A 20,601-nucleotide genomic window follows, 5' to 3' on the forward strand; every position below is an offset into this window, starting at 1 on the left:
TGTCATCAGTTCACCCTATCCCGATCCGAAAGCGATGCACGAACCGCTTGCAAACGGGGGTGGTGAGCGCGTTGACAGCACTCGGCAACAGGCGTGTACTGGAGCTCCATCATCGAAAATCGAGGCGCCCCAATGTTTGTCATTTCCGGCTCCCGGACCGACGCCACAGCCCGGGGCGGGGTGGGTCGATGAGCCCCCGCAAAGCTCTCGCTCGTCTGATCGCCGCCACCGAGCGAGCCGCCAGCAGGGCCGCCGACGCTCGATGGGCGCTCGCACGGCTTCGGCGCGACAAAGCGTTCACCGATCGCAGCCGCGACAGTCGGTTGGCGCATCAGCGTCGTGTTGACGAGTGACTGTGCTCAGATAGCCACTGGAACAGCCCGCGATTCGGGCTTCTACGCCTGGACCGCCAACTCCAGGTCGCGCAGCGGCTCGTCGCCGTGTGCGCGGATCTCGACGGCGAGCAGCGCGCCGCAGCCCGGGCAGGCGTACCCGTCGGCGCGCAGACCGGGGTGCAACCGGATCTTGGGACCCAGATCCTCGGCCGCCAGCCGGGAATGGGCCGCGTAACCCTTCCAGTTCTCGTCGGCAGGAGCGATCACATTCCCGCAGTCGCAGGCGAACACCAGGGACACCCCGTCGTGCGCCAGCACGAGATGGTCGCCGACTGTGCGGGCGCCACCCATCAGGTCGAGTTGCACCACCCCGAACGTCTTGTCCTTCGCCCACAACCGCCGCCGCGCGCGTTCGCGGCTGCGGCGGGCGCTGGTCTCCTCGTAGTCGACCGCACCGTCGACCACCACAACACCGTAGAGGCGCGCAGCGCTCTCGACGGACAGGCGCCCGGCCGTGATGTCATCGAGCACCGTGTCCGGGTCGGCGTCGAGCGCATCACCCCAGCCGCCACCGCCGTGGAAGCTCCAGTCGACGACATCGCCTGCGGCGAGCTGGATTTCACCGGGTGAACCGGTGTACACGACACGCTCACCGGCCACGTCGTCGGCAGTCATCGAGCCCCCGGCGAGTGTGGCGTCGATGTCGCTGCCACGCACGATCGTGACCTGATGCGTCGAACCCGGCATGCCGCCGTGGATTCCGAGGGAGTTGGGCATCGACATGCTGTGGCCGGCCATCACGCCGTGCAGCGCGTCGGTGTCGTGGAGGACGAACGACGAGCTGACCGACAACCCGCCGTGGTGACGGCCGGCGCCCCCGCCGTCGGTGTTGGCCGACCGGTTCAGGTACAGCAGTGGGAAGACGGCCTCCTCACCCTCGACGTTGTTGAACTGCCCGGTGAGGATCTCGTTGGGCCCGCGGTAATCGACGCCGTTGCGGTTCACGTTGGCACCGGCGCCGCCGGCGAGTACCTCGGTCATGGCGCCGCCGTAGGGTTCGCCGTACTGGTTGCGGCCGGCGATGTGGAAGACCATCAGTCCCCCGGTGGTCACCGCCCTTGCCTCACCGCGCAATTCGTCGTGAGTGCTGACCAACGTCGACAGCGCGCTGCCCGCGGTGCTCTGCACGATGGTGGTGGCGCCGGTGGTCGATGCGCCGCACGGCGCCGGGTGCTTCGCGTTGACGATCGTGCCTTCGGGTGCGGTGACCTCGATGGCCCGCATCACGCCGCTGTTCCACGGGATGTCGTGGGCGAGCACCGGCAGGATCGCCGAGAACACACCGCCGCGCAGGCCGGACATCGTGCAGTTGAAGAACCCGGGCAGTTGCTCTGCGGTGCGGCCGTAGTCGAACACCAGCCGGTCACCGTCCTTGCGCAGTTCGACCTCGACGCGCGCGAGCGTCGACTCGTGCCCGTTGTGGTCGAAATAGGTTCGCGCACGGCTGGTTCCGTCCGGGATCGTCAGCAACCGCTCACGCACCTGGGCTTCGGAGCGGTCGAGCATCGTCGTCATCACGCCTGTGACGACGTCGGCGCCGTACCGGTCGACCAGGCGCAGTATGCCTTGGCGGGCATGGTTGTTCGCGGCGATCATCGCCTTGAGGTCCAGCCCGAGGTTGGCGGGCAACCGCGATGCCGCGAGGATGAGGTTCCACACATCCTGGCGGGTCGTGCCGCCCGAGATGATCTTGGTGGGCGGCAGGATCAGGCCCTCCTGGTACACCTCCCGGGCGGCCGGTGACCAGCTCGACGGCGTCATCCCACCGATGTCGAGCACGTGCGCACACGTGCCGACCCATCCGATGCGGACACCGTCGTAGAACACCGGCTCGATCATCGTGACGTCGGGCATGTGCAACGCCCCCTTGTAGGGGTCGTTGGTGATGAACGCATCTCCCTCCTCGATGCCGACGGTGTCGGTGCAGTCGGCGATGATGTGGTTGACCACCGTCTCCATCGAACCGGAGTGGAAGAGGTTGTGCGGGCCCATCGTCACCACCTCACCTCCCGCGTTGTAGACGCCGGTGTTGCAATCGTTGGCCTCGGTCACCAGCGGTGACCCCGAGACGTTCTTCAACACCGCCGACTGCTGGGCGACGATGGCGGTCAGGCGATTTCGGACGACCTCGTAGGTGATGACGTCCACATCGATGAGTGCGGTCATGGGTCAGGCGGCTTTCTGGCTGGTGTGGATGACGGTGTTCTCCAGTTCGTCGATGACGGCGGTCTGGTCGGGCCCGACGAAGATGGTGGTGCCCGGGTGTTCGATGACGGCCGGCCCCTGCACCCGGTCCCCCGGGCGCAGGTCGGTGCCGCGTGCGACGTCGGCGAGCGTGGTCCCGTACTCGCGGCCCAGGTACACCTGACGCGACGACGGTGTGTCGCCGCCCTGACTGTTGGCACTCACGACGTGGGTGACCCGTGGCTTGTCCAGTTCCCCCTTGGCCTGCACCCGCAGGGAGACGATCTCCACACCGGCGCCGAGGAACAGCGCCTCGCTGCCGTAGAGCTCGACGAACTGCGTCTTGAAGGCCTCCATCATGCGCACGATGGAGCCGGTGCCGAGGGTTCCGGGTTCGACGGGCACCGAAAGCCCCTTGCTCTGCATCCGGAACCGCACGTCGGCGGACCGCTGGACGACGATGCGATCGGCGACCGCGCCGCTGCCCAGGAGCTCCTTGGTGACCTCGGCCTCGAGATCCTCGAAGTGCCGGGTCAGGCGTTCGGGATCGAAGGCGTCCTCGGCGCCGTCCCACGTCGCCGAGTGCATGGGGTCGGAGATCTCCGCGGAGACGTGCAGATCGCTCATCGCCGCGCCGAACGCCGAGTGCACGGTTGCGGTGGCGGGCACCAGGATCGACTGCGCGCCGAGTTCGGCGCCGAAGCGGTGGCAGTGCGCCCCGCCCGCACCCCCGTAGGCGAAGACGACGAAATCGCGCGGGTCGTGGCCCTGTCCCACCGTGAGCGTGTCGAGCAGGTCGGCCATCCGGTGGTCGGCGATGGACTTGATGCCGTAGGCGGCTTCCTGCACGGACAGGCCGAGAGGTTTGGCGATCCTGTCGTACACGGCGCGTTCGGCGCCCTCCTTGTCGAGCCCGAAGGTCCCGCCGAGGAAGTAGGTCGGATCGATGATGCCGAGCACCACGTCGGCGTCGGTGACCGTCGGTTCGGTGCCGCCGCGGCGGTAGCAGACCGGACCGGGCATCGAACCGGCGCTGGTCGGCCCGACGACCAGTTGGCCACCGACCACCCGGGCGATCGAACCGCCGCCGGCACCGATCGCGGTGACCTTCACCGCGGGTTTGAGCACCTGGTAGCCGTTGACATGCTGCTGGGGTGAGATGACCGGCTCGTAGTCGGTGATCATGCCGACGTCGAACGAGGTGCCGCCCATGTCGGTGGTGAGCACATTCGGGGTGCCGATACGCCGGGCGAGCTGGGCACTGGCGAGCACACCGCCGGCGGGTCCGGAGGTGAGGATGGAAACCGCTGTCTCACCGGCTCTTTCGGGGGTGATGACGCCGCCGCCGGAATCGAGGATGCGCAAGGAGCCTGTGAGCCCGCGGTCGCGCAGTGAACCGTCCAGCTTGGTCATGTACCCCTGCACGGCCGGGCCGAGGTAGGCGTTGAGCGCGGTGGTGGCGGTGCGTTCGTATTCGCCCAGCACCGGCGCGAGCTCGCTGGAGATCGTCAGATAGACCTCGGGCGCCATCTCACGGATGATCGCGGCGATGCACTGTTCGTGGCTCGGTTCACGGAACGACCACAGTAGGCAGACCGCGATCGCCTGCACACCCTCGTCGAGCAGTACCTGGACCTCGGTGCGGACCTCGTCCTCGTCGAGCGCGACGACGACCGCGCCCTTGTAGTCGACGCGTTCGGTGACCTCGCGGATCAGGGGCCGCTCCACCACTGGTGGGACCTGCGTGCGCTGGGAGTCATGCCGGATCTCGTGCAGTTCCTTACCGGCCCAGTGGCCGGTCGCCCGCTGCATGAGGATCGCGTCGCGGAAGCCGCGGGTGGTGATGATGCCGGTCTTGACGCCCTTGCGCTCGATGAGCGCGTTCGTCGCGACGGTGGTGCCGAGCCCGAAGTAGTCGACCTGCCGCAGGATCGATCCGGCAGGCAGCCCGAGTTCCTCCTCGGCCAGGGTCAGCGCGTTGTTCACCCCTTCGGAGGGGTCGTGCAGGGTGGTCGGCGTCTTGAGTAGACGCGCGGTGCCGGACTCGTCGAGAAGGACGGCGTCGGTGAACGTGCCGCCGATGTCGATACCTACGAAATACGCCATGGATGTCCTCTTCCGCCCGTGAGCGCGGGCCGCGGATAAGGCGTGCCGTCGCGACGACGGACACGCAGTACACTCACTATACTGTGTGTATAGCGAGTTTGCGGCGCGCCTCTTTCGGTGGGGTTCCTCACACCGGGAGGTCTCTGCGCCGCTCGGTACGCTGACCCGGTGGCGACGCTTCGCGAGGTCCAGAAGCAACGGACGCGCGCACTGCTGCTCGAATGCGGACTGGAATCGTTCGCGACGAAGGGCTATCAGGCCACCACGATCGATGACATCGCCGCGGCCGCCGGCGCCACCCGCGCCACCTTCTATCTGCACTTCGCGTCCAAGGCACAGCTCATGCATCAGCTGATCGACGACGTCGACGCCATCCTCACCACCGCCGACGATCCGCCGCTGGCCAAGGTCGTCGAGTCCGGCAGCTGCGACATGGTGCGCGAATGGCTGGATCGCAAATTCGATCAGTGGCCCGTCATCCGGCCCTACATGCTGGTGGCGCACCGGGCGGAAGCCGGCGACCCGGAGGTGGCGGCGGTGCTGGACCGATGGTTCGACGGCACGGTCCAGGCGATGCAGACCGGCCTGGACGACGCGGACCGGTTCCACCCCGATGCCCGACGAAGCCGGTGCCTACTGGCGTTCGGACAGTTCGAATTCGTCTCGCGGCAGTGGTTCCGGCGTGGCTGGCTGGTCGAGCGCGAGGTCCTGCTGGAGACCCTCACCGACTCCTGGTGTCACCTGTTGACGTGACGAGCACCTGATCCGGCGTCACGTCGGCCTCGTCGTCGCCGAAGGGCACGTGTCCGCGGGTGAGGATGAACATCGACAGTGCCGCCAGCGTGGCGGCGCCGAACATCACCACACCCATCGGCACCGCGCTGCCCTCACCGAGAAGGCCGACCAGAGGTGGGGTGACCGCACCCATGCCGTACTGCAGGAAGCCCAGTACCGCTGAACCCGTCCCCGCCGCCTGCGGCACCTCGGTGATGGCCAATGCGGTGGCGTTGGCATAGACGAATCCGATGCAGCCCATGAAACAGGCCATCAACGCGATGGTGGCCCAAGGGATCACGTGACCGACGGTGACGTTGAGGGCCATCAACGCGGTCGCCACCAGCAGTGCGATGACGCCACCCATCAGCACTCGGCGTGGCGATATGGTCCGCACCAGGCGCGCGGAGATCAGGCTGCCGGCGCCGACGGCCAGCGCACACGATCCGAACGTCACCGAATACGCCGCGGGTGAGAACCCGAGGATGTTCTGCACGACGAAGGGCGATGCCGCGATATAGCCGAACATGGCGGCCGCCGAGAACGCCATGACCAGCGTGTAGCCGAGGTAGTAACGATTGCTCAGCACTCCGCGCGCGCTGGCGCCCAGGGCCTTGAGCCCTCCCGGCCGTCGATGCTCTTCGGGCAGGGATTCCTTGACGGCGAGCACCACTCCCAGCAGCGTCAACAGGTTGAGCACTGCCAACGCGAAGAACACGGCGCGCCAGCCCAGCCCGGTGACGATGACGCCGCCGAGGATCGGGGCGGTGATGGGCGCCAGGACGCCGATCAGCATCATCACCGCGAAGAGCCGCGCCGCGCGGGCGCCGCGGGAGCGGTCGGCGATGACGGCGCGCGAGATCACCACACCGGCCGCACCACAGAACCCCTGCGCGAATCGCAAGGCGATCAGCAGCCCGATGGACGGCGCCAGCGCGCACGCCACGCTGACGGCGACACAGGCGACGGTGCCGATGATCAGCGGGCGCCGCCGGCCGTAGCGGTCCGACAGTGTCCCGATGACCAGCTGCCCCACCGCCAGCCCGATCAGGAACGTGGTCAGCGACAGCTGGATCGTCGACGGCGAGGTGCCGAAGTCCGTCGCCATCTCCGGGAACGCCGAGAGGTACATGTCGATGGAGAACGGCGTCACCGCGTTGAGCAGGGCGAGAACGGCGATCAGCACCGCCGACGGGGCCGATACGACCGTCGGGACCTTCTGAGTCATGCTTCCTTTCAGCGTGTGGCGGGCAGCTGCGACACTACCTATGAAAGCATACGTATTTTTTAATATGTGTGTCAAAATACCCATATGACTGTGAGCGAACCCACCGACACGCATCGTGAGCTGGCGCTCGCCCTGCACGATCTGTCCTGGCGGATCGCCCGGTTCGGTCCGGCGCAGGTGGGGCTGGAGCCGCTACCGGCCTCCGAGCTCGCGGTCCTGCGCGCGGTGATCGAGGAGCCGGGGCGCAGCGTGTCGGAGGTCGCCGCGGCGACGAACATGCAGTCGAGCAACGTCAGTACGGCGGTGCGCGGGCTGATGGACCGCGGGCTCCTTAACAAGTGCGCCGACGCCCGCGATCGGCGGGTGTCGCTGCTGGAGCCGACGGCACGTGCGCTCGCCGAACGCGACGCCATCGAGAACGCCATCGCGGGGTCGGTGTCCGCCGCGCTGAGGGAGCTACCCGCCGCTGCGGTCGAGGCCCTCGTCGCGGCGATCCCGGCGCTGCGCGCGCTGACTACCCAGGTCGCGCCGTCGCTGACCGGACGGGCCGGCGCGGCGCAGCGGGGCGCGTAGCCGCGTCGCTCAGGCCGGGGCGCGGTCGGAGAACGAGGACATGATGGCCTCCCTGGGAGACCGCCACGTGAGCCCGAAGTCGGCGAGGGTGGCCGAGTCGTCGGTCGGCGTCGCCGCGGTGAGCAGCAGCGCCGCCTCGTAGGTCAGCCCGTCACCGAGCGGGACGATTCCGGCCAGGGTGTCGCCGATTCGGCTCATCCCCCGGAAAACGCCGGGGCTCAACGGAATTCGCCGGAACCTTCGCACGGAGCCACGCTCGAGGGCGTCGATCATCTCGTCGAACGTGACGAGTTCGCCGCCGCAGACGTACCGGCGCGGACCGCGGCCGGGGCGCATCGCCCCCGCGTGGACGGCGGCGACGTCGCGCACGTCGATCATCTGCATGCCGCCGCGCAACCTGGGAGCCACCGCGTACCGCACGAGCGGCGCCCACCCGCGTTCGGTGACACCGGGGGCCGTGTGGAACGCCGGGCCCACCACGCTCGACGGGTAGGTGATGACGATGGGCGCCCCCTGCTGCTGCAGACGCCGCGCGACGCGGTCGGCATAGCCCTTGGTCTTGGCGTATGCGCTCCGCCCGGGCGCCGTCGGGGTGTCCGGTCCGATGATCCCGTCCGGCGGCGGGAACAGCGCGCTGTAGCTGCTCACCGATACGACGGGGTCCAGGCCGGCGCGCACCGCCTCGGTGAGCAGTGCCTCGGTCGCGTAGGCGTTGACCTCCCACATCAGCGCACTGCGCCGGTTGTCGGTGCCCACCACACCGGCGCCGTGCAGCACCGCGTCGCAGCCGTCGAGCAGACAGGTGATCGTGGCCTGCTCGCGGATGTCGCCGGAGAACACGTCGACGTCCCCGAGTTCGGCGAGGTGGTCGAGCACCGGTGCGCCCTCGGCGTCGGGCCCGACCAGCAACCGCATCCGGTGGCCGTCCGCCAGCAGGGCCCGCACGCAGTGCGCTCCCACGTATCCCGTTCCGCCGGTGACGCCGATCAGCATCGGTCCTCCTCGCCCGGGCGCCGGTGACGGCGCTCCCTGTGCACATCGGAGGTTTACGGTACCAGTGGCACCGTTATGCCGCGCTCACTCCGCGTCGTCGCGCGCGACCGCTGGGGCGGCCGACGTGCCACCGGTTGGCGGCGGGCGCTCCGGCCTGAGCGAAACGCCGTTTCATACTGCCCGGATCGGCAACACTGGCAGGGCAACGCGGCGGTACCCAGCCCGCTCGCGGTCGCCCTGACGACCGGAGCCGGTACTCGGCCACGGTTGCGCCGACAGAAAGGAACACCATGGCGCTCGACGACGACGACATCACCACCACTCCGGGTGGCGGCGAGGGAACCGCTGACGGCGGCTCCAACCCCGAAGGCCACGACGGCGGAGCCGACGGCACTGCCAGCGGCGGTGAGGGCACCGCCGACGGCGGTTCGAACCCCGAAGGCCACGACGGCGGTGCCGACGGGACCGCGTGACCCACCTGAGATGCTGAGCCGCTGCATCGCCACCGACCCGCACACATTCGCTTCCGAATACTGGGGTCGCAGACCGCTGCTCAGCCGTTCCGGCGCGCTACCCCGCGATTTCGGAGATCTCCTGTCGCCCACCATGGTCGACGAGCTGATCGCCGAGCGCGGGGTACGCGCACCGTTCATCCGGCTGGCCAAAGAGGGTGACGTCCTGCCGAAGGACTGTTACCTGGGGCCGGCCGGTTTCGGAGCTGAGATGCCCGACCAGGTGGATTCGGCGAAGGTGCTCAGCCGGTTCGCTGACGGCGCGACCATCGTGCTGCAGGGTCTGCACCGCCTGTGGCCGCCGGTGATCGACTTCGTCCGCGGCATCGTCGACGACCTCGGGCATCCGGTGCAGGCGAACGCCTACATCACGCCGCCCGGCAATCGCGGCTTCGACCCGCACTACGACGTCCACGACGTGTTCGTCCTGCAGGCGGCCGGCGAGAAGCGCTGGATCGTCCACGAACCCGTGTACGTGCACCCACTGCCCTCACAACCGTGGACGCAACACCGGGCGGCCATCGCCGAGCGCGTCACCGGCGAACCGGTGATCGACACCGTGCTCTCTGCGGGCGATGCGCTGTACCTCCCCCGCGGGTGGGTGCATTCGGCGCGAGCCCTGGACACGACGTCGATCCACCTCACCGTCGGGGTGTCCGCGGTGACCGGTGCCGACGTTGCGCGTGCAGTGGTAGACGCATTGGCGGACGACGCCGCGTTCCGGGCGTCGTTGCCGATGGGCGGCCACCCGGACGACCAGGATGAGATCATCGCGACGGTGACCAAGGTGATGGCACAGCTCGTCGCGACCCTGCGCGACGACGCGACCGCACTCAGCCATGCGGCCGCCGAACAGTTGACACGTCGGCACGCCGAGCAGACCCGTCCGGTGTCCGTCCGGCCGCTGGCCACGCTCGACGCGGTCGCCCATGCCGACACCGCTGCAGTGGCGTGGCGCAGCGGGCTCGTCGCGACGGTGGACACCTCCGGCGACGGCATCGCGCTGCGACTCCCCGACCGGGTCATCGCGTTTCCCCCATCCTGCGCGCAGGCTGTGCTGGCGCTGAGCCGCGGGTTGGTGGGCGACGCCGGCAGCCTGCCCGGCCTCGACCGCGCGGACGGGGCGGTCCTGATCCGCAGGCTGCTGCGTGAAGCGGTCGTGACGCCGGCCACCGTATGACCATTGGGAGGCGGCCACCGTGCAGTGACCAGTCGCTGCTGCGCGAGGACCCGATGTACGGCACCGCCTCCGCCGGCTCGTCGTGGGTGCTGCTCGAATTGTCCGGCGGCTGGGGATCTTCGGCGTTCCTGCAGTCCCCGGCGGTGATCGATCCGGTTCTCGGGCGCGCAATCGTGCGCCGCGTCGAGGCGGCAGGCATGCGCATCGCGGCCATCCGCCGCCATGGCCGCCGGACCGGGGCCCCGCGGTGGCGGTGGTTCGTGGCCCGTTCCGGCGTCGGCAGCGAGGCACTCTACTGCGGGGAGGCCGACGGCCCGCAGGGTTATCTCGACCTCGCGCTGGACGGGTCCGACGGCGCCCCGACCGCCGATCCGGTGGTGGCGGTGTGCGCGCACGGCAGACACGACCAGTGCTGCGCGGTGCGCGGACGCGGCGCGATCGCGGGCATCACCGCGGCGTATCCCGAGATGGCTTGGGAATGTTCACATCTGGGCGGCGACCGCTTCGCGGCGACGATGCTCATCCTGCCCGAGGGGCTGTGTTACGGGCGGGTGGACTCGACCGACGCCGCCGAACTGGTCGACCGATATCTCGACGGCCGAGTGGACAACCGCTACCTGCGGGGCCGTACGTCGCTGCCCCATGCGGTGCAGGCCGCGCAGTACTTCACCCGCGAGAAGTACGGCGACGACCGCATCGCGAGCCTGTCACCGCTGGCCGTCGAGCACACCGACACCCGCCACCGGGTGGTGCTCGACGGCGACGCAGGCCCGGTCGAGGTGCTCCTCGAGGAGGGCTGGTCCGAACCGCTGCTGTCGCAGTGCCACGCGAAAGTACCTGGCCGCGTGAAGATCTACCACTTGGTGTCGATGGCACCGGCCTGAGTGAGACGTCGAAGATCAACAGGGGTGCCGGTGGCGGTGGCGATCAGCGCAATTGGCCGGGAGAGAACACGCCCCGCAATGTGGCCATGAATCGGTTGATGCGACCGTCCACAACTTGCGGGCTTTCGCGGTCTGTCTGGGTGATCTGGACGCCTGCCGCCACAGGTGTCACATGGGAAACGCTGCGGGTGGATCGGGTGTGGGCACAGCCGTCGGCCAGCTCCCGTGATCTGTTGGGAACGCGCACCTTGCGATGAGGTCGCAACCGATGCGGGTGCGGGAATATATGAGCTCGACGAATACTCCGAACTCATGCGCGGCAAAGGCCTGGTGGGTGGAACCGAGGGGCTTGGGCTCAGCTTCAACTCCTGGCTCCACATCGAAGGGCATGCGACCGTCACCATCAAGGGCGACACCGCCCACTCGGTTACACCGCACCTGCATATGCACGCCAGCAGAGACGGGGCGAGCAACACTGTTGCCGTTGGCTATTGGCATGACGACTGGATTCGCAGCGCCGAGGGGTGGAGAATTTCATTCCGCCGTGTCGAGGATCTGTTCATACAGACCTTCCCCGTCGTCGAGACGCCTCCGATGCTTTCTGGACTCGCTCCAGCCCCGGCCATCTAGTGCCCTGAGCTCTCCGAGATCGAGCGATGTGGAACTGGCTGTGGTGAAGAGCGCCATGAATCTGAGACGCGGCGCGCAGCAACGGTTTACCGCAGGAGCTTGTGGGTGTTGCTCGCCACCGGCGCCTGCCCCAACGCCGCCGTCTTTGAACTGGCGCTCGTCGACGAAGCCACCCGCTGCGAAGCCGCTCCGCAGCCCGCGGCCCACACCGCTGCCTCGGACCCGGATTTCGCCTAGACGGGGATAGACGCGCGATCAAGACTCGTGCGCAATTTCCGGCAATAGTGGGCACCTGGTCCGCCACGACCATCAAGGTGGGCTCCCACTTTCAATCTCCGATTCGTGAAAGTCACCAACCGCGCGCCGCCTTGGATGCCAAAAACCGGGCGAAACCCGTTGAAAACGCTGCCTCCGACCGCACATAGTAGTCAGAAGCCTAATGACGGTGCAGCAAAGGATCTTTCATGACGACGCATCCGGTGCTCGCCTACCACTGGACAAACGATGACCGGCCCGGGGTCCGTTGAGTGACGGCCGGCCACGTCGCTCTCAGCAGGAATGCCGCGGTCTTACCCGGTCCGTGAGCTCGACGTATTCACCTATTTGGCGCCTCGCCGCGCCTGTGGTCGCGAGCACGGGGCATTCCCGAACAGACCCATACCCGGTCCCGGTGTTTGCCAGCCACACCCAATCCAAATCGATTGCACTGCAGAGGAGTTGTTGATGCCCGGTCGACCGGAGTTCGATCTTTACTCATTGCCAAAAGAGCACCTGGCGTTGCGCGAGGCGATCCGTTCGCTGGCCGAGAAGGACATCGAACCGTACGCCGCGGAGGTCGATGAAGACGCGCGGTTTCCTGCCGAGGCGCACCGAGCGCTGGTCGGGTCGGGGTTCCACGCCCCCCATGTGCCTGATGTCTACGGTGGTGAGGGCGCCGACGCGGTGGCGACATGCATTGTGATCGAGGAGATCGCCCGGGTGTGCGCGTCATCATCGTTGATAACCGCGGTTAACAAGCTCGGCACGATGGGATTGATGCTGGACGGGAGTGAGGAGCTCAAGTCGGTGGTGCTGCCCGACGTAGCTCGCGGTGCGCTTGCGTCGTATGCACTCTCGGAGCGAGAGGCCGGCTCGGATGCCGCTGCCATGCGGACCCGGGCTCGTTTGGATGGTGATCACTGGGTGTTGAACGGGGTGAAGGCATGGATCACCAACGGCGGTGAGTCGACCTGGTACACCGTTGTGGCCGTCACCGACGCCGCTGCGGGGCCGCGTGGTATTTCGGCCTTCATGGTCCGTAGCGATGACCATGGCTTCACAGTCGGTCCTCTAGAGCGAAAGCTAGGCATCAAGGGATCTCCGACGGCGGAGCTCTATTTCGAGGACTGCGCCATTCCCTCAAGCCGCATCATCGGCGAGCCGGGTGACGGCTTCAAGACCGCATTGCGAACGTTGGATCACACCCGACCCACGATCGGCGCGCAGGCCGTCGGCATCGCGCAAGGCGCCCTCGACAAGACGATTCAATATGTCAAGGAACGCCGGCAATTCGGTTCGGCTATCAGCGGCTTCCAAGGTGTGCAGTTCATGCTCGCGGATATGGCGATGAAGGTCGAGGCTGCACGCGCAATGGTGTACACCGCTGCCGCGCGGGCTGAGCGGGGGGAGAACGGACTTTCCTTCATTTCGGCGGCCGCGAAGTGCTTCGCCTCCGACACCGCGATGCAGGTGACTACCGATGCGGTGCAGCTGTTCGGAGGAGCCGGATATACGCGCGATTTCCCCGTCGAGCGGATGATGCGCGATGCCAAGATCACCCAAATATACGAAGGTACCAACCAGATTCAGCGTGTGGTCATGGCACGCGCACTGCTGCAGTGAACGTGACGCGTGTCCTCTGCGCAACAGGGTTTCAACCAAACCGCCAAGCGGGCGCCGCGGGCTGCGGGTCGATTGACGCTCCCAACAATCCCTGCGTCGGCGCCGTTGTCCTCAGCGGGTTCCATCGGAGGCTAGTCAACGGCGGCCAGGCGGCAGGCGATGACTGACTGCGATAGCCCGATGAACGAACGTACGTCCAGCCTGGTGAGCTGAGACCAGCGGTCGAGTCGGTAGGTGACACTGTTGGCGTGCAAATGGACGGCGAGGGCCGCTGCTGCAATCGACATATCCGCCTCCGCGAACGCCAGCACCGTCTCGGCCAGGTGGGGATTGGCCTGGGCCACCTCCACCGCCGCCGCCAGCAACGCGTGGAGCCGATCTCGTTCAGCCAACAGGATCGCCTCATGCCAGTCGCGCTCAAAAAGGCGAACCGGACGCTGGGTGGACGTGCAGCTGAACGCCAGTCGAGCATCGCCGAGGCTCTCCGCTGCGCCAGCCAAGCCGTGGCGCGCCAATCCGACTCCCCAACGCCCTGCCAGCGTTCCCTCGGTCGGGCCCTGGGTCACAATCTCCAGGAGCCTCCCAGCCTGCGTGACCATCTCCAGCCGACCGCCCGCCACCGTTCGACTGACCACGTCGGCCGCGAGGTGCGGCGGTAGCGTCAGCACGCTCCGATGCGCCGAGAACTCCGTGACGCCCGGCCCGGGCAGCCAGACCAGCCCGACAAAATCGCCCCGCGGATCGAGCCGTAGCCGGGCTGCGATGACCGATGCCGCCGCTCGTTGCTCGGGATCCTCCACGCACTCCAGGAACTGGTGAGCCAGAGTGATTCTGTCGCCGTCGATGGCCCGGGCAACCCTACTGTGGGCGCCCGCCATCACCGTGGTCGTCTCCCGGATCGCCTCGAACATGAGTGTGCCGATGCGGGGCAGCAGCGGAATCATCGGTGGTGTCGATCGACCGACCAGTATTCGCCAGATCTCGGCATCGGCCACCTGATAGGCAGCGATCAACGCATCGATGGGTACCCCACCGGCGGCCCGCTCGGCAGCAAGATCCGTGGCCGCCGCCAGCTCGGATGAGCTCAGCCCTCGTTGCTCGGACAGCGCGTGCAGTCTGTTGAGGACCTGTAGTGCGACAGCGGCGCGGTGTTCCGGTTCCGGGATGACCACGTACACCGGCTGGGCACTGCGGATGGATCTCGTGACGGTCTCCGCTATTGCGGACACCTCGTCCACCATGACGTTCAAGGTGTGTTCCACCGCGTGCCAGCCCTTGATCTCCGATTCGTGATTGTCACTAATCACAAGCGCTCCTAGTCGCCAAAAACTGGGTGATACCCGTAGATATCCGTGGCCCCGAGCCCACATAGTAGGGATTAGCCCAAGAACTGTGCAGTGGAGGATTTTTCATGGCGATTCACGCAACCGCCGGCGGTCCCGCCATCGCCAGCGGTGACCCGCTCGACGACCGCTACGATCTGCGCGACGGGGAAGTGCACCTTTCTGGTATTCAAGCGCTTGTCCGACTGCCCCTGGACCAGCGGCGACTGGACCAACAGAACGGCCTTGACGTCGCCGTCTTCGTCTCCGGTTACGAGGGCTCGCCCCTTGCTGGGCTCGACCTGCAGCTGTCTCGGCAGAAGAAGCGGCTTGCCGAGCACCGCGTCATCTTCCAACCCGGCGTCAATGAGGAGCTGGCCGCCAACGCGGTCCAAGGGACGCAGATTGCTTGCGCCTCGCCAGACCGGATCGGTGATGGTGTCGTCGGCATCTGGTACGGCAAGGCACCGGGCCTGGACCGCGCGACCGACGCCATTCGGCACAGCAATCTGGGCGGAACGCACCGAAGCGGCGGGGTCCTCGCCCTGGTGGGCGACGACTCGATAGCGAAATCTTCGACGGTGCCGAGCAGTTCGGAAACTGCCATAGCTGAACTTGGGATGCCGTGTCTGTCCCCAGCAGATCCACAGGACATCCTCGAGCTGGGCCTGCACGGCATCGCGATGTCACGAGCCTCTGGATTGTGGGTTGCCATGAAGCTGGCGACCAACGTCGTCGACGGTTCCGGCATGGTGCGCCTGGACCCTGCCCGGGTCCGGCCCGTGACTCCCGACACCTCCTTCGACGGCAAGGTATTCGAGCACGTGCCAACGGGACACCTGCTGCAGCCCACCCTCGGCAAGCTCGAGGCGACGCAGGTCCGCCAACGCCTCGAGCTAGCACGACGCTATTCCGCAGCCAATCACCTCAACCGGATCACTGGCGATCAGGCGGCAAAGCTCGGGATCGTCTGCGCTGGGGCCACCTATCTCGATGTCCGGCAGGCACTCTCAGACATCGGCATCACCGACGCCGCCTTCGCCGACAGCCGCGTCAGGGTCCTGAAGTTGGGAATGATCCACCCCCTCGAGCCGGGCATCATCGACACATTCAGCGCAGGTCTGCGCGACATCGTCGTCGTCGAAGAAAAGAAGGCCTTCATCGAGCTCGCCCTCAAAGACATTCTCTATGGGCGGCCCGAGGCGCCCCGCATCGTCGGCAAGCGGGACGAACACGGCCGCGAACTCTTCCGAGCTGACGGCGACCTCCCTGCTGACTACATCGCGACGAGACTGGCCCCGCGCATCCGCGACCACGGGGGACCCGCCTCCGTAACCGAATGGCTGGAACGACGGACCGCACGGCGGATACCGACGCTCCTGCCGATCCTGCCCCGCCGTCCCTCCTTCTGTTCCGGTTGCCCGCACAACAGCTCCACCAAGGTTCCTGATGGCTCGTTGGTAGGCGCGGGCATCGGTTGCCACGCCCTGGTCGCCTTCATGCCCGAGGACCGGATCGGCGAGTCGATCGGTCACAGTCAGATGGGCGGCGAAGGGGCTGCGTGGATCGGCATGGCTCCCTTCGTCACGCGTGATCACCTGTTCCAGAACCTCGGCGACGGCACCTACCACCACTCGGGGTCACTGGCTGTTCGTGCCGCCGTTGCCAGCGGCGCCCACATCACCTACAAGCTCCTCTACAACGACGCCGTCGCCATGACAGGTGGCCAACAGGCGATCGGCAAGATGGCCGTCCCCCAGATCGTCGCTGAACTCCTCGCCGAAGGTGTCGCACATATCGCAATCACCAGCGACCAACCAAAGCAGAGCCGTCGCGCGTTTGGCCGTCGTCTGCCTGCACGCGTATCGATCCGCCACCGTGACGAGATGATCACGGTGCAGGAAGAGCTGGCTCAAACTGCCGGCGTGACAGTTCTGATCCACCAGCAGGAGTGCGCCACCGAACTGCGCCGCAAGCGCAAGCGGGGGCTTGTCGAGTCACCCAACCGTCGCATCTTCATCAACGAACGGGTTTGCGAGGGGTGCGGCGACTGCGGCGACAAGTCGGGCTGCCTGTCGGTGCGCCCGACCGAAACAGAATTCGGCCGAAAGACCGAGATCCACCAAGCCTCCTGCAATCTGGACTTCTCCTGCCTCAAAGGTGACTGCCCCTCCTTCATCGAAGTCATTCCGCGCAAGGCATCGCATAGGCGCTTCCGCCGGCAGTCATCCGCGGCAACAAAGCCGAAACCTGAACCGACGCCGACGCCGACGCTGCCGGCGCCTCAGCTGCGCGTCACGGCTGAGGACTTCTCGATGCGCATCACGGGCGTCGGCGGCACCGGCGTGGTGACTGTGGCGCAGGTGATTGCCGCCGCAGCATCGCATGCCGGGCTCCAGGTCAAGGGGCTCGACCAACTCGGTCTGGCCCAGAAAGGTGGGGCGGTCGTATCCGATATCCGTATGTCGACGTCAAAGATATCTGGCGCCAACAAAATCGGGCCTGGTGGCTGTGACCTCTACCTGGGATGCGACATCTTGGTAGCCGCGACAGAGACGAATTTGGCAGTGATGGCTCCGGACCGCACCTACGCGGTGGTGTCGACCTCCATCACCCCGACCGGACAAATGGTGACCGATACCGCCACACTCTTCCCGGCGATCGACGATCTGACCGCTCGTATCGAATGGTCAGGTGCGCGCCCCGAGAACATCTTCGTGGACGCTCACGCCGTGACCGGGACCGCAGCTCTGGACGAAGACCAGTACGACAACATCTTCCTGCTCGGTGTCGCCGTGCAGTCCGGTGTCATTCCGCTCTCTCCCGAGGACGTGGAGTGGGCGCTGGATCTCAACGGTGTCCAGGTCGAGCGCAACCTCGCAGCATTCCGGCTGGGACGTCAGCACGTTGCCGACGGGGGCTCCGCGGTCGACACCTCCCCAGCTCCCAGCGCCCTGGGTGCTCTCATCCAGCGCAGGGCGGACGAACTGACGGCCTATCAAGACGACACATGGGCCACGCGGTACACCCAGCACGTGGACGACATCCGCAGATCGGAGGCAGCGGCGATTGGCGAGAGCACCGCGATCACCGAAGCGTTCGCACGTCATCTGTTCAAAGTCATGGCCTACAAGGACGAGTACGAGGTGGCACGACTGCACCTCGACCCCATCCTCGAGAGCCAGATCCGCGACGAGTTCGGTGACGGCGCGAGCTACTCGATCCTGCTGCATCCGCCACTGCTGCGCGCCATGGGATTGAAGAACAAGATCCGCCTGCAAGCCTGGCGGGCCAAGCCGGCATTGCAGGTGTTGTATCGGTTACGAAAGGTGCGCGGTACCCGCCTCGACATCTTCGGATACGACGGTGTTCGGCGCGAGGAGCGGCGCCTGATCGAGGACTACACCGAAGCCATGGCCACCGCCATGACTGCGCTCTCCCCCACGACGTACGACGCCGTTCTCGAAATGGCCGGTCTGCCCGAACTGGTGCGGGGTTACGAAAGCCTGAAAATGGAGTCGCTCAAGAAGTACCAGTCGCGGCGGGCAGCGATTCTGCAGGAGTTGACCACTCAACGTTCACACGCCTGAAGCGCACTGCCTTCGAGTCATACCGGTGGTCTTCGTGCCGAGGTCTGAGTCGCTTCAGCCGCCCGGCCGAATGGCGACGTCACCGGCAGCTTGCCTGATTTGCGGTGGTGAACGACTTGCTCGTGTCGGTGGCAACCACCACCGATCGTCGGGGTCTTCCGCTGTGACGAAACTTCGCGCTGAAACTGTCAGCTGCTCACTGGGACCGCTTCTTCGGCAGCCACGCGGCAAGCCGGTTCAATGCCTCTTCGATCTCCTCGGTTCTGCCGCCGTAGGAGAATCGGACGAAGCGCTTCCCATCCCAAGGATCGAAATCAATTCCTGGCACCGCGGCCACGCCGGTTTCGTCCAGCAGGCGGCGACACCACAGGTCTGACTGCTCGCCGAGATGGCTGATGTCGGCATAGACATAAAATGCACCATCGGCTTGTGCCAGGCGATCAATTCCCAGCTGGGGCAACCTGTTCAAGAGGATATCTCGATTGCGCCGATACACCTCGACGTGGGATTGCAATTCAGTGTGCGCCGCGTCGGTGAAAGCGTGCAGCGCGGCGTACTGGGCCAGAGCAGGCGGGCACAGCGACATATTGCCGGTCAGAGTGTCAACGGCGCTGAGTAAACCGGCCGGGGCCAGCATCCATCCGAGTCGCCACCCGGTCATACACCAGAACTTCGAAAAGCTGTTGATGACAACGGATTCAGTATGGAACTCCCATGCCGAGTGCGGCGGTTCGCCGAAGCTGATTCCATGGTAGATCTCGTCGCTGATCAACAGCACGTCATTGATTGCGCACCAGTAGGCCAGCTGTGACAGTTCATCTCGCGAGAGCACCGACCCGGTGGGGTTGGCTGGGCTCGCCACGATCAGTCCTTTGATCGGCGTTTCCAGCGCGTCGAGCATCGCTACCGTCGGACGGAAAGCACTCGCCGCGTCACACACAAGGTCGACGACCTCGCAGCCGAGGGCGGAGAGGATGTTTCGGTAGGCGGGGTATCCGGGCCTCACAATGGCAACACGGTCACCCACGTCGAAGCCGGCCAGAATGGCGAGCGTCAACGCCGACGAGGCTCCGGTGGTGACGACCACGTTCTCACGACTGACCTCCAAGCCATACATCGGCCGGTAGTGACGGGCGATTGCCGCGCGTAGGTCCGTCAAACCCAGCTGCTCGGTGTAGCCGAGGGGACGTTCCTTCAACGCGTCCATGGCGGCCGCCAAGACCGGGGCCGGGGCAGGGCTGGACGGTTGCCCGGCCGCCAGGGACACGACGTCGCCAAGAACCCGTTGACGTTCAGCGGCTGCCGACACCACCTTCATCACGTGAAACGGTGCGACCTGGGCGCGGATAGCGGGCTGGGCGGTGAACTTCCTCATGACCGTCCTGCTCTCCTCTCGTCGAGCTCTCGTAATGAACGAGCCAGCACCATGCGGCATCGTGGAATGGGACTTCGACGGGAAGCGCTGGGCATCGAGGGCGACCGACTCGAGATCAACGTGGACACCACTCACGTCGCGCGCAGGCCATTTCGGTTGCGGCGACGTTTGGCGGCTACACACCGAGTGCGCTGGTCGTGTACGCGCCTGGACCTCAGTAGCCGCGCTCGCGCCATGCTTGGAGATTCGGGCGCTCGGCGCCCAACGTGGTGTCGTCACCATGGCCCGGGTACACGATGGTGGAATCGTCGAAGACATCGAAGACCTTGGTGGTGACGTCGCCGAGCAGGATGTCGAAGTCGCCGGGTTGCCAAGTCTTTCCGACCCCACCAGGAAACAGGCAGTCGCCGGTGAACAGGTGGGTGATTCCGCCGGTCGCATCGCCGGAGAGCGCCAGCGCTACCGACTCAGGCGTGTGGCCACGCAGTGTGATGACATCGAAGTGCAGGTTCCCGACGGTGAGAGTGTCGCCGTCGGCGAGCACTCGGGCTGGCCGCACCGGAAGTTCGTTGCCGTCGAGCTCGCTGGCCGCGGTGGGTGCACTGGTCGCCGAGGCGACCGCTTCCAACGCTTGCCAGTGGTCGGCATGTTGATGGGTGGTCACGATCAACGCCAGATGCGGGCCGTACGCGCCGACGACTTCGAACAGGGTCTCGGCGTCGTTGGCGGCATCGATCAGCAGCGACTCACCGGTGTGAGAACACGTGACCAGATAGGCGTTGTTGTCAGTGGGGCCCACCGACACCTTGACCACCGTTGCTCCGGGGAGGGTGCGGCGCGCTCCCGAGCCAGGTTCGATATGTCCGGTGTACTCGTGGTCGATTACAGTCATGCCACTCACGTTACTCCTTGTTACACTGCTTGCAGCGCAAGCACTTTCCTTATCGGCGGACGTTGCGAAGACTCTTCCCCCG

16 protein-coding genes are annotated in these 20,601 nt (G+C 66.4%); 9 read left to right on the forward strand and 7 right to left on the reverse strand.

Going from position 1 to position 20,601, the window contains the following annotated elements:
- Positions 1-395: 395 nt before the first annotated feature.
- Both I7X18_RS27355 and I7X18_RS27360 read right to left on the reverse strand, forming a co-directional pair.
- Positions 396-2,561 carry a hydantoinase B/oxoprolinase family protein gene (locus I7X18_RS27355; protein ID WP_193045642.1) on the reverse strand — a complete coding sequence of 722 codons (2,166 nt, stop codon included), beginning with the start codon at positions 2,559-2,561 and terminating at the stop codon, positions 396-398.
- 3 nt (positions 2,562-2,564) lie between these two features.
- Complete coding sequence (locus I7X18_RS27360) at positions 2,565-4,685, reverse strand: hydantoinase/oxoprolinase family protein (RefSeq protein WP_193045641.1); 2,121 nt, start codon at positions 4,683-4,685, stop codon at positions 2,565-2,567.
- 168 nt (positions 4,686-4,853) lie between these two features.
- On the opposite strand from I7X18_RS27360, the gene I7X18_RS27365 reads away from it, so the two are divergent.
- A complete protein-coding gene (locus tag I7X18_RS27365) occupies positions 4,854-5,438 on the forward strand; it encodes a TetR/AcrR family transcriptional regulator (protein ID WP_193045640.1) in 585 nt (194 codons plus the stop codon).
- On the opposite strand, the gene I7X18_RS27370 is transcribed toward I7X18_RS27365, so the two are convergent.
- The gene (locus I7X18_RS27370) at positions 5,407-6,687 is read right to left on the reverse strand and encodes a multidrug effflux MFS transporter (RefSeq protein ID WP_193045639.1); all 1,281 of its coding nucleotides are present in this window, start codon (positions 6,685-6,687) and stop codon (positions 5,407-5,409) included. The two genes, I7X18_RS27365 and I7X18_RS27370, sit on opposite strands and share 32 nt — an antisense overlap.
- Positions 6,688-6,771: 84 nt before the next feature.
- Between I7X18_RS27370 and I7X18_RS27375 the strand changes: the two genes are divergently transcribed.
- A complete protein-coding gene (locus tag I7X18_RS27375; protein WP_193045638.1) occupies positions 6,772-7,260 on the forward strand; it encodes a MarR family winged helix-turn-helix transcriptional regulator in 489 nt (162 codons plus the stop codon).
- A 9-nt stretch (positions 7,261-7,269) separates the two neighbouring features.
- On the opposite strand, the gene I7X18_RS27380 is transcribed toward I7X18_RS27375, so the two are convergent.
- Entirely contained in the window at positions 7,270-8,253 is a 984-nt protein-coding gene (locus I7X18_RS27380; protein ID WP_193045637.1) for an NAD-dependent epimerase/dehydratase family protein, read from the reverse strand.
- 290 nt (positions 8,254-8,543) lie between these two features.
- Between I7X18_RS27380 and I7X18_RS27385 the strand changes: the two genes are divergently transcribed.
- From I7X18_RS27385 to I7X18_RS27410, 6 genes are all read left to right on the forward strand, one after another.
- Positions 8,544-8,726 (forward strand): hypothetical protein, encoded by a 183-nt coding sequence (locus I7X18_RS27385; protein WP_193045636.1) that lies wholly within the window; start codon positions 8,544-8,546, stop codon positions 8,724-8,726.
- A 10-nt stretch (positions 8,727-8,736) separates the two neighbouring features.
- Positions 8,737-9,945 (forward strand): cupin domain-containing protein, encoded by a 1,209-nt coding sequence (locus I7X18_RS27390; RefSeq protein WP_193045635.1) that lies wholly within the window; start codon positions 8,737-8,739, stop codon positions 9,943-9,945.
- Positions 9,942-10,829 (forward strand): ferredoxin family protein, encoded by an 888-nt coding sequence (locus I7X18_RS27395; protein WP_193045634.1) that lies wholly within the window; start codon positions 9,942-9,944, stop codon positions 10,827-10,829. The genes I7X18_RS27390 and I7X18_RS27395 overlap by 4 nt, the downstream gene beginning before the upstream one ends.
- 312 nt (positions 10,830-11,141) lie before the next feature.
- Positions 11,142-11,459, forward strand: coding sequence for a nuclear transport factor 2 family protein (locus I7X18_RS27400; RefSeq protein ID WP_193045633.1), 318 nt, complete (start codon positions 11,142-11,144; stop codon positions 11,457-11,459).
- A 99-nt stretch (positions 11,460-11,558) separates the two neighbouring features.
- Positions 11,559-11,696, forward strand: coding sequence for a hypothetical protein (locus I7X18_RS27405; protein WP_198730493.1), 138 nt, complete (start codon positions 11,559-11,561; stop codon positions 11,694-11,696).
- Between the two features lie 486 nt (positions 11,697-12,182).
- Positions 12,183-13,340 carry an acyl-CoA dehydrogenase family protein gene (locus I7X18_RS27410; RefSeq protein WP_193045632.1) on the forward strand — a complete coding sequence of 386 codons (1,158 nt, stop codon included), beginning with the start codon at positions 12,183-12,185 and terminating at the stop codon, positions 13,338-13,340.
- 131 nt (positions 13,341-13,471) lie between these two features.
- Here the strand turns inward: I7X18_RS27410 and I7X18_RS27415 are convergent, their stop codons facing one another.
- Complete coding sequence (locus tag I7X18_RS27415; protein WP_193045631.1) at positions 13,472-14,581, reverse strand: RsbRD N-terminal domain-containing protein; 1,110 nt, start codon at positions 14,579-14,581, stop codon at positions 13,472-13,474.
- 170 nt (positions 14,582-14,751) lie between these two features.
- Between I7X18_RS27415 and I7X18_RS27420 the strand changes: the two genes are divergently transcribed.
- Positions 14,752-18,252: an indolepyruvate ferredoxin oxidoreductase family protein gene (locus I7X18_RS27420; protein WP_193045630.1), complete on the forward strand. Its 3,501-nt coding sequence runs from the start codon at positions 14,752-14,754 to the stop codon at positions 18,250-18,252.
- A gap of 196 nt (positions 18,253-18,448) precedes the next feature.
- On the opposite strand, the gene I7X18_RS27425 is transcribed toward I7X18_RS27420, so the two are convergent.
- Together I7X18_RS27425 and I7X18_RS27430 are read right to left on the reverse strand one after the other, a co-directional pair.
- Complete coding sequence (locus I7X18_RS27425; RefSeq protein WP_193045629.1) at positions 18,449-19,627, reverse strand: aminotransferase class I/II-fold pyridoxal phosphate-dependent enzyme; 1,179 nt, start codon at positions 19,625-19,627, stop codon at positions 18,449-18,451.
- Between the two features lie 214 nt (positions 19,628-19,841).
- Positions 19,842-20,519 (reverse strand): MBL fold metallo-hydrolase, encoded by a 678-nt coding sequence (locus I7X18_RS27430; protein ID WP_193045628.1) that lies wholly within the window; start codon positions 20,517-20,519, stop codon positions 19,842-19,844.
- Positions 20,520-20,601: the final 82 nt, after the last annotated feature.

Source organism: Mycolicibacterium baixiangningiae (genome assembly GCF_016313185.1).
Taxonomy (GTDB): Bacteria; Actinomycetota; Actinomycetes; order Mycobacteriales; family Mycobacteriaceae; genus Mycobacterium; species Mycobacterium baixiangningiae.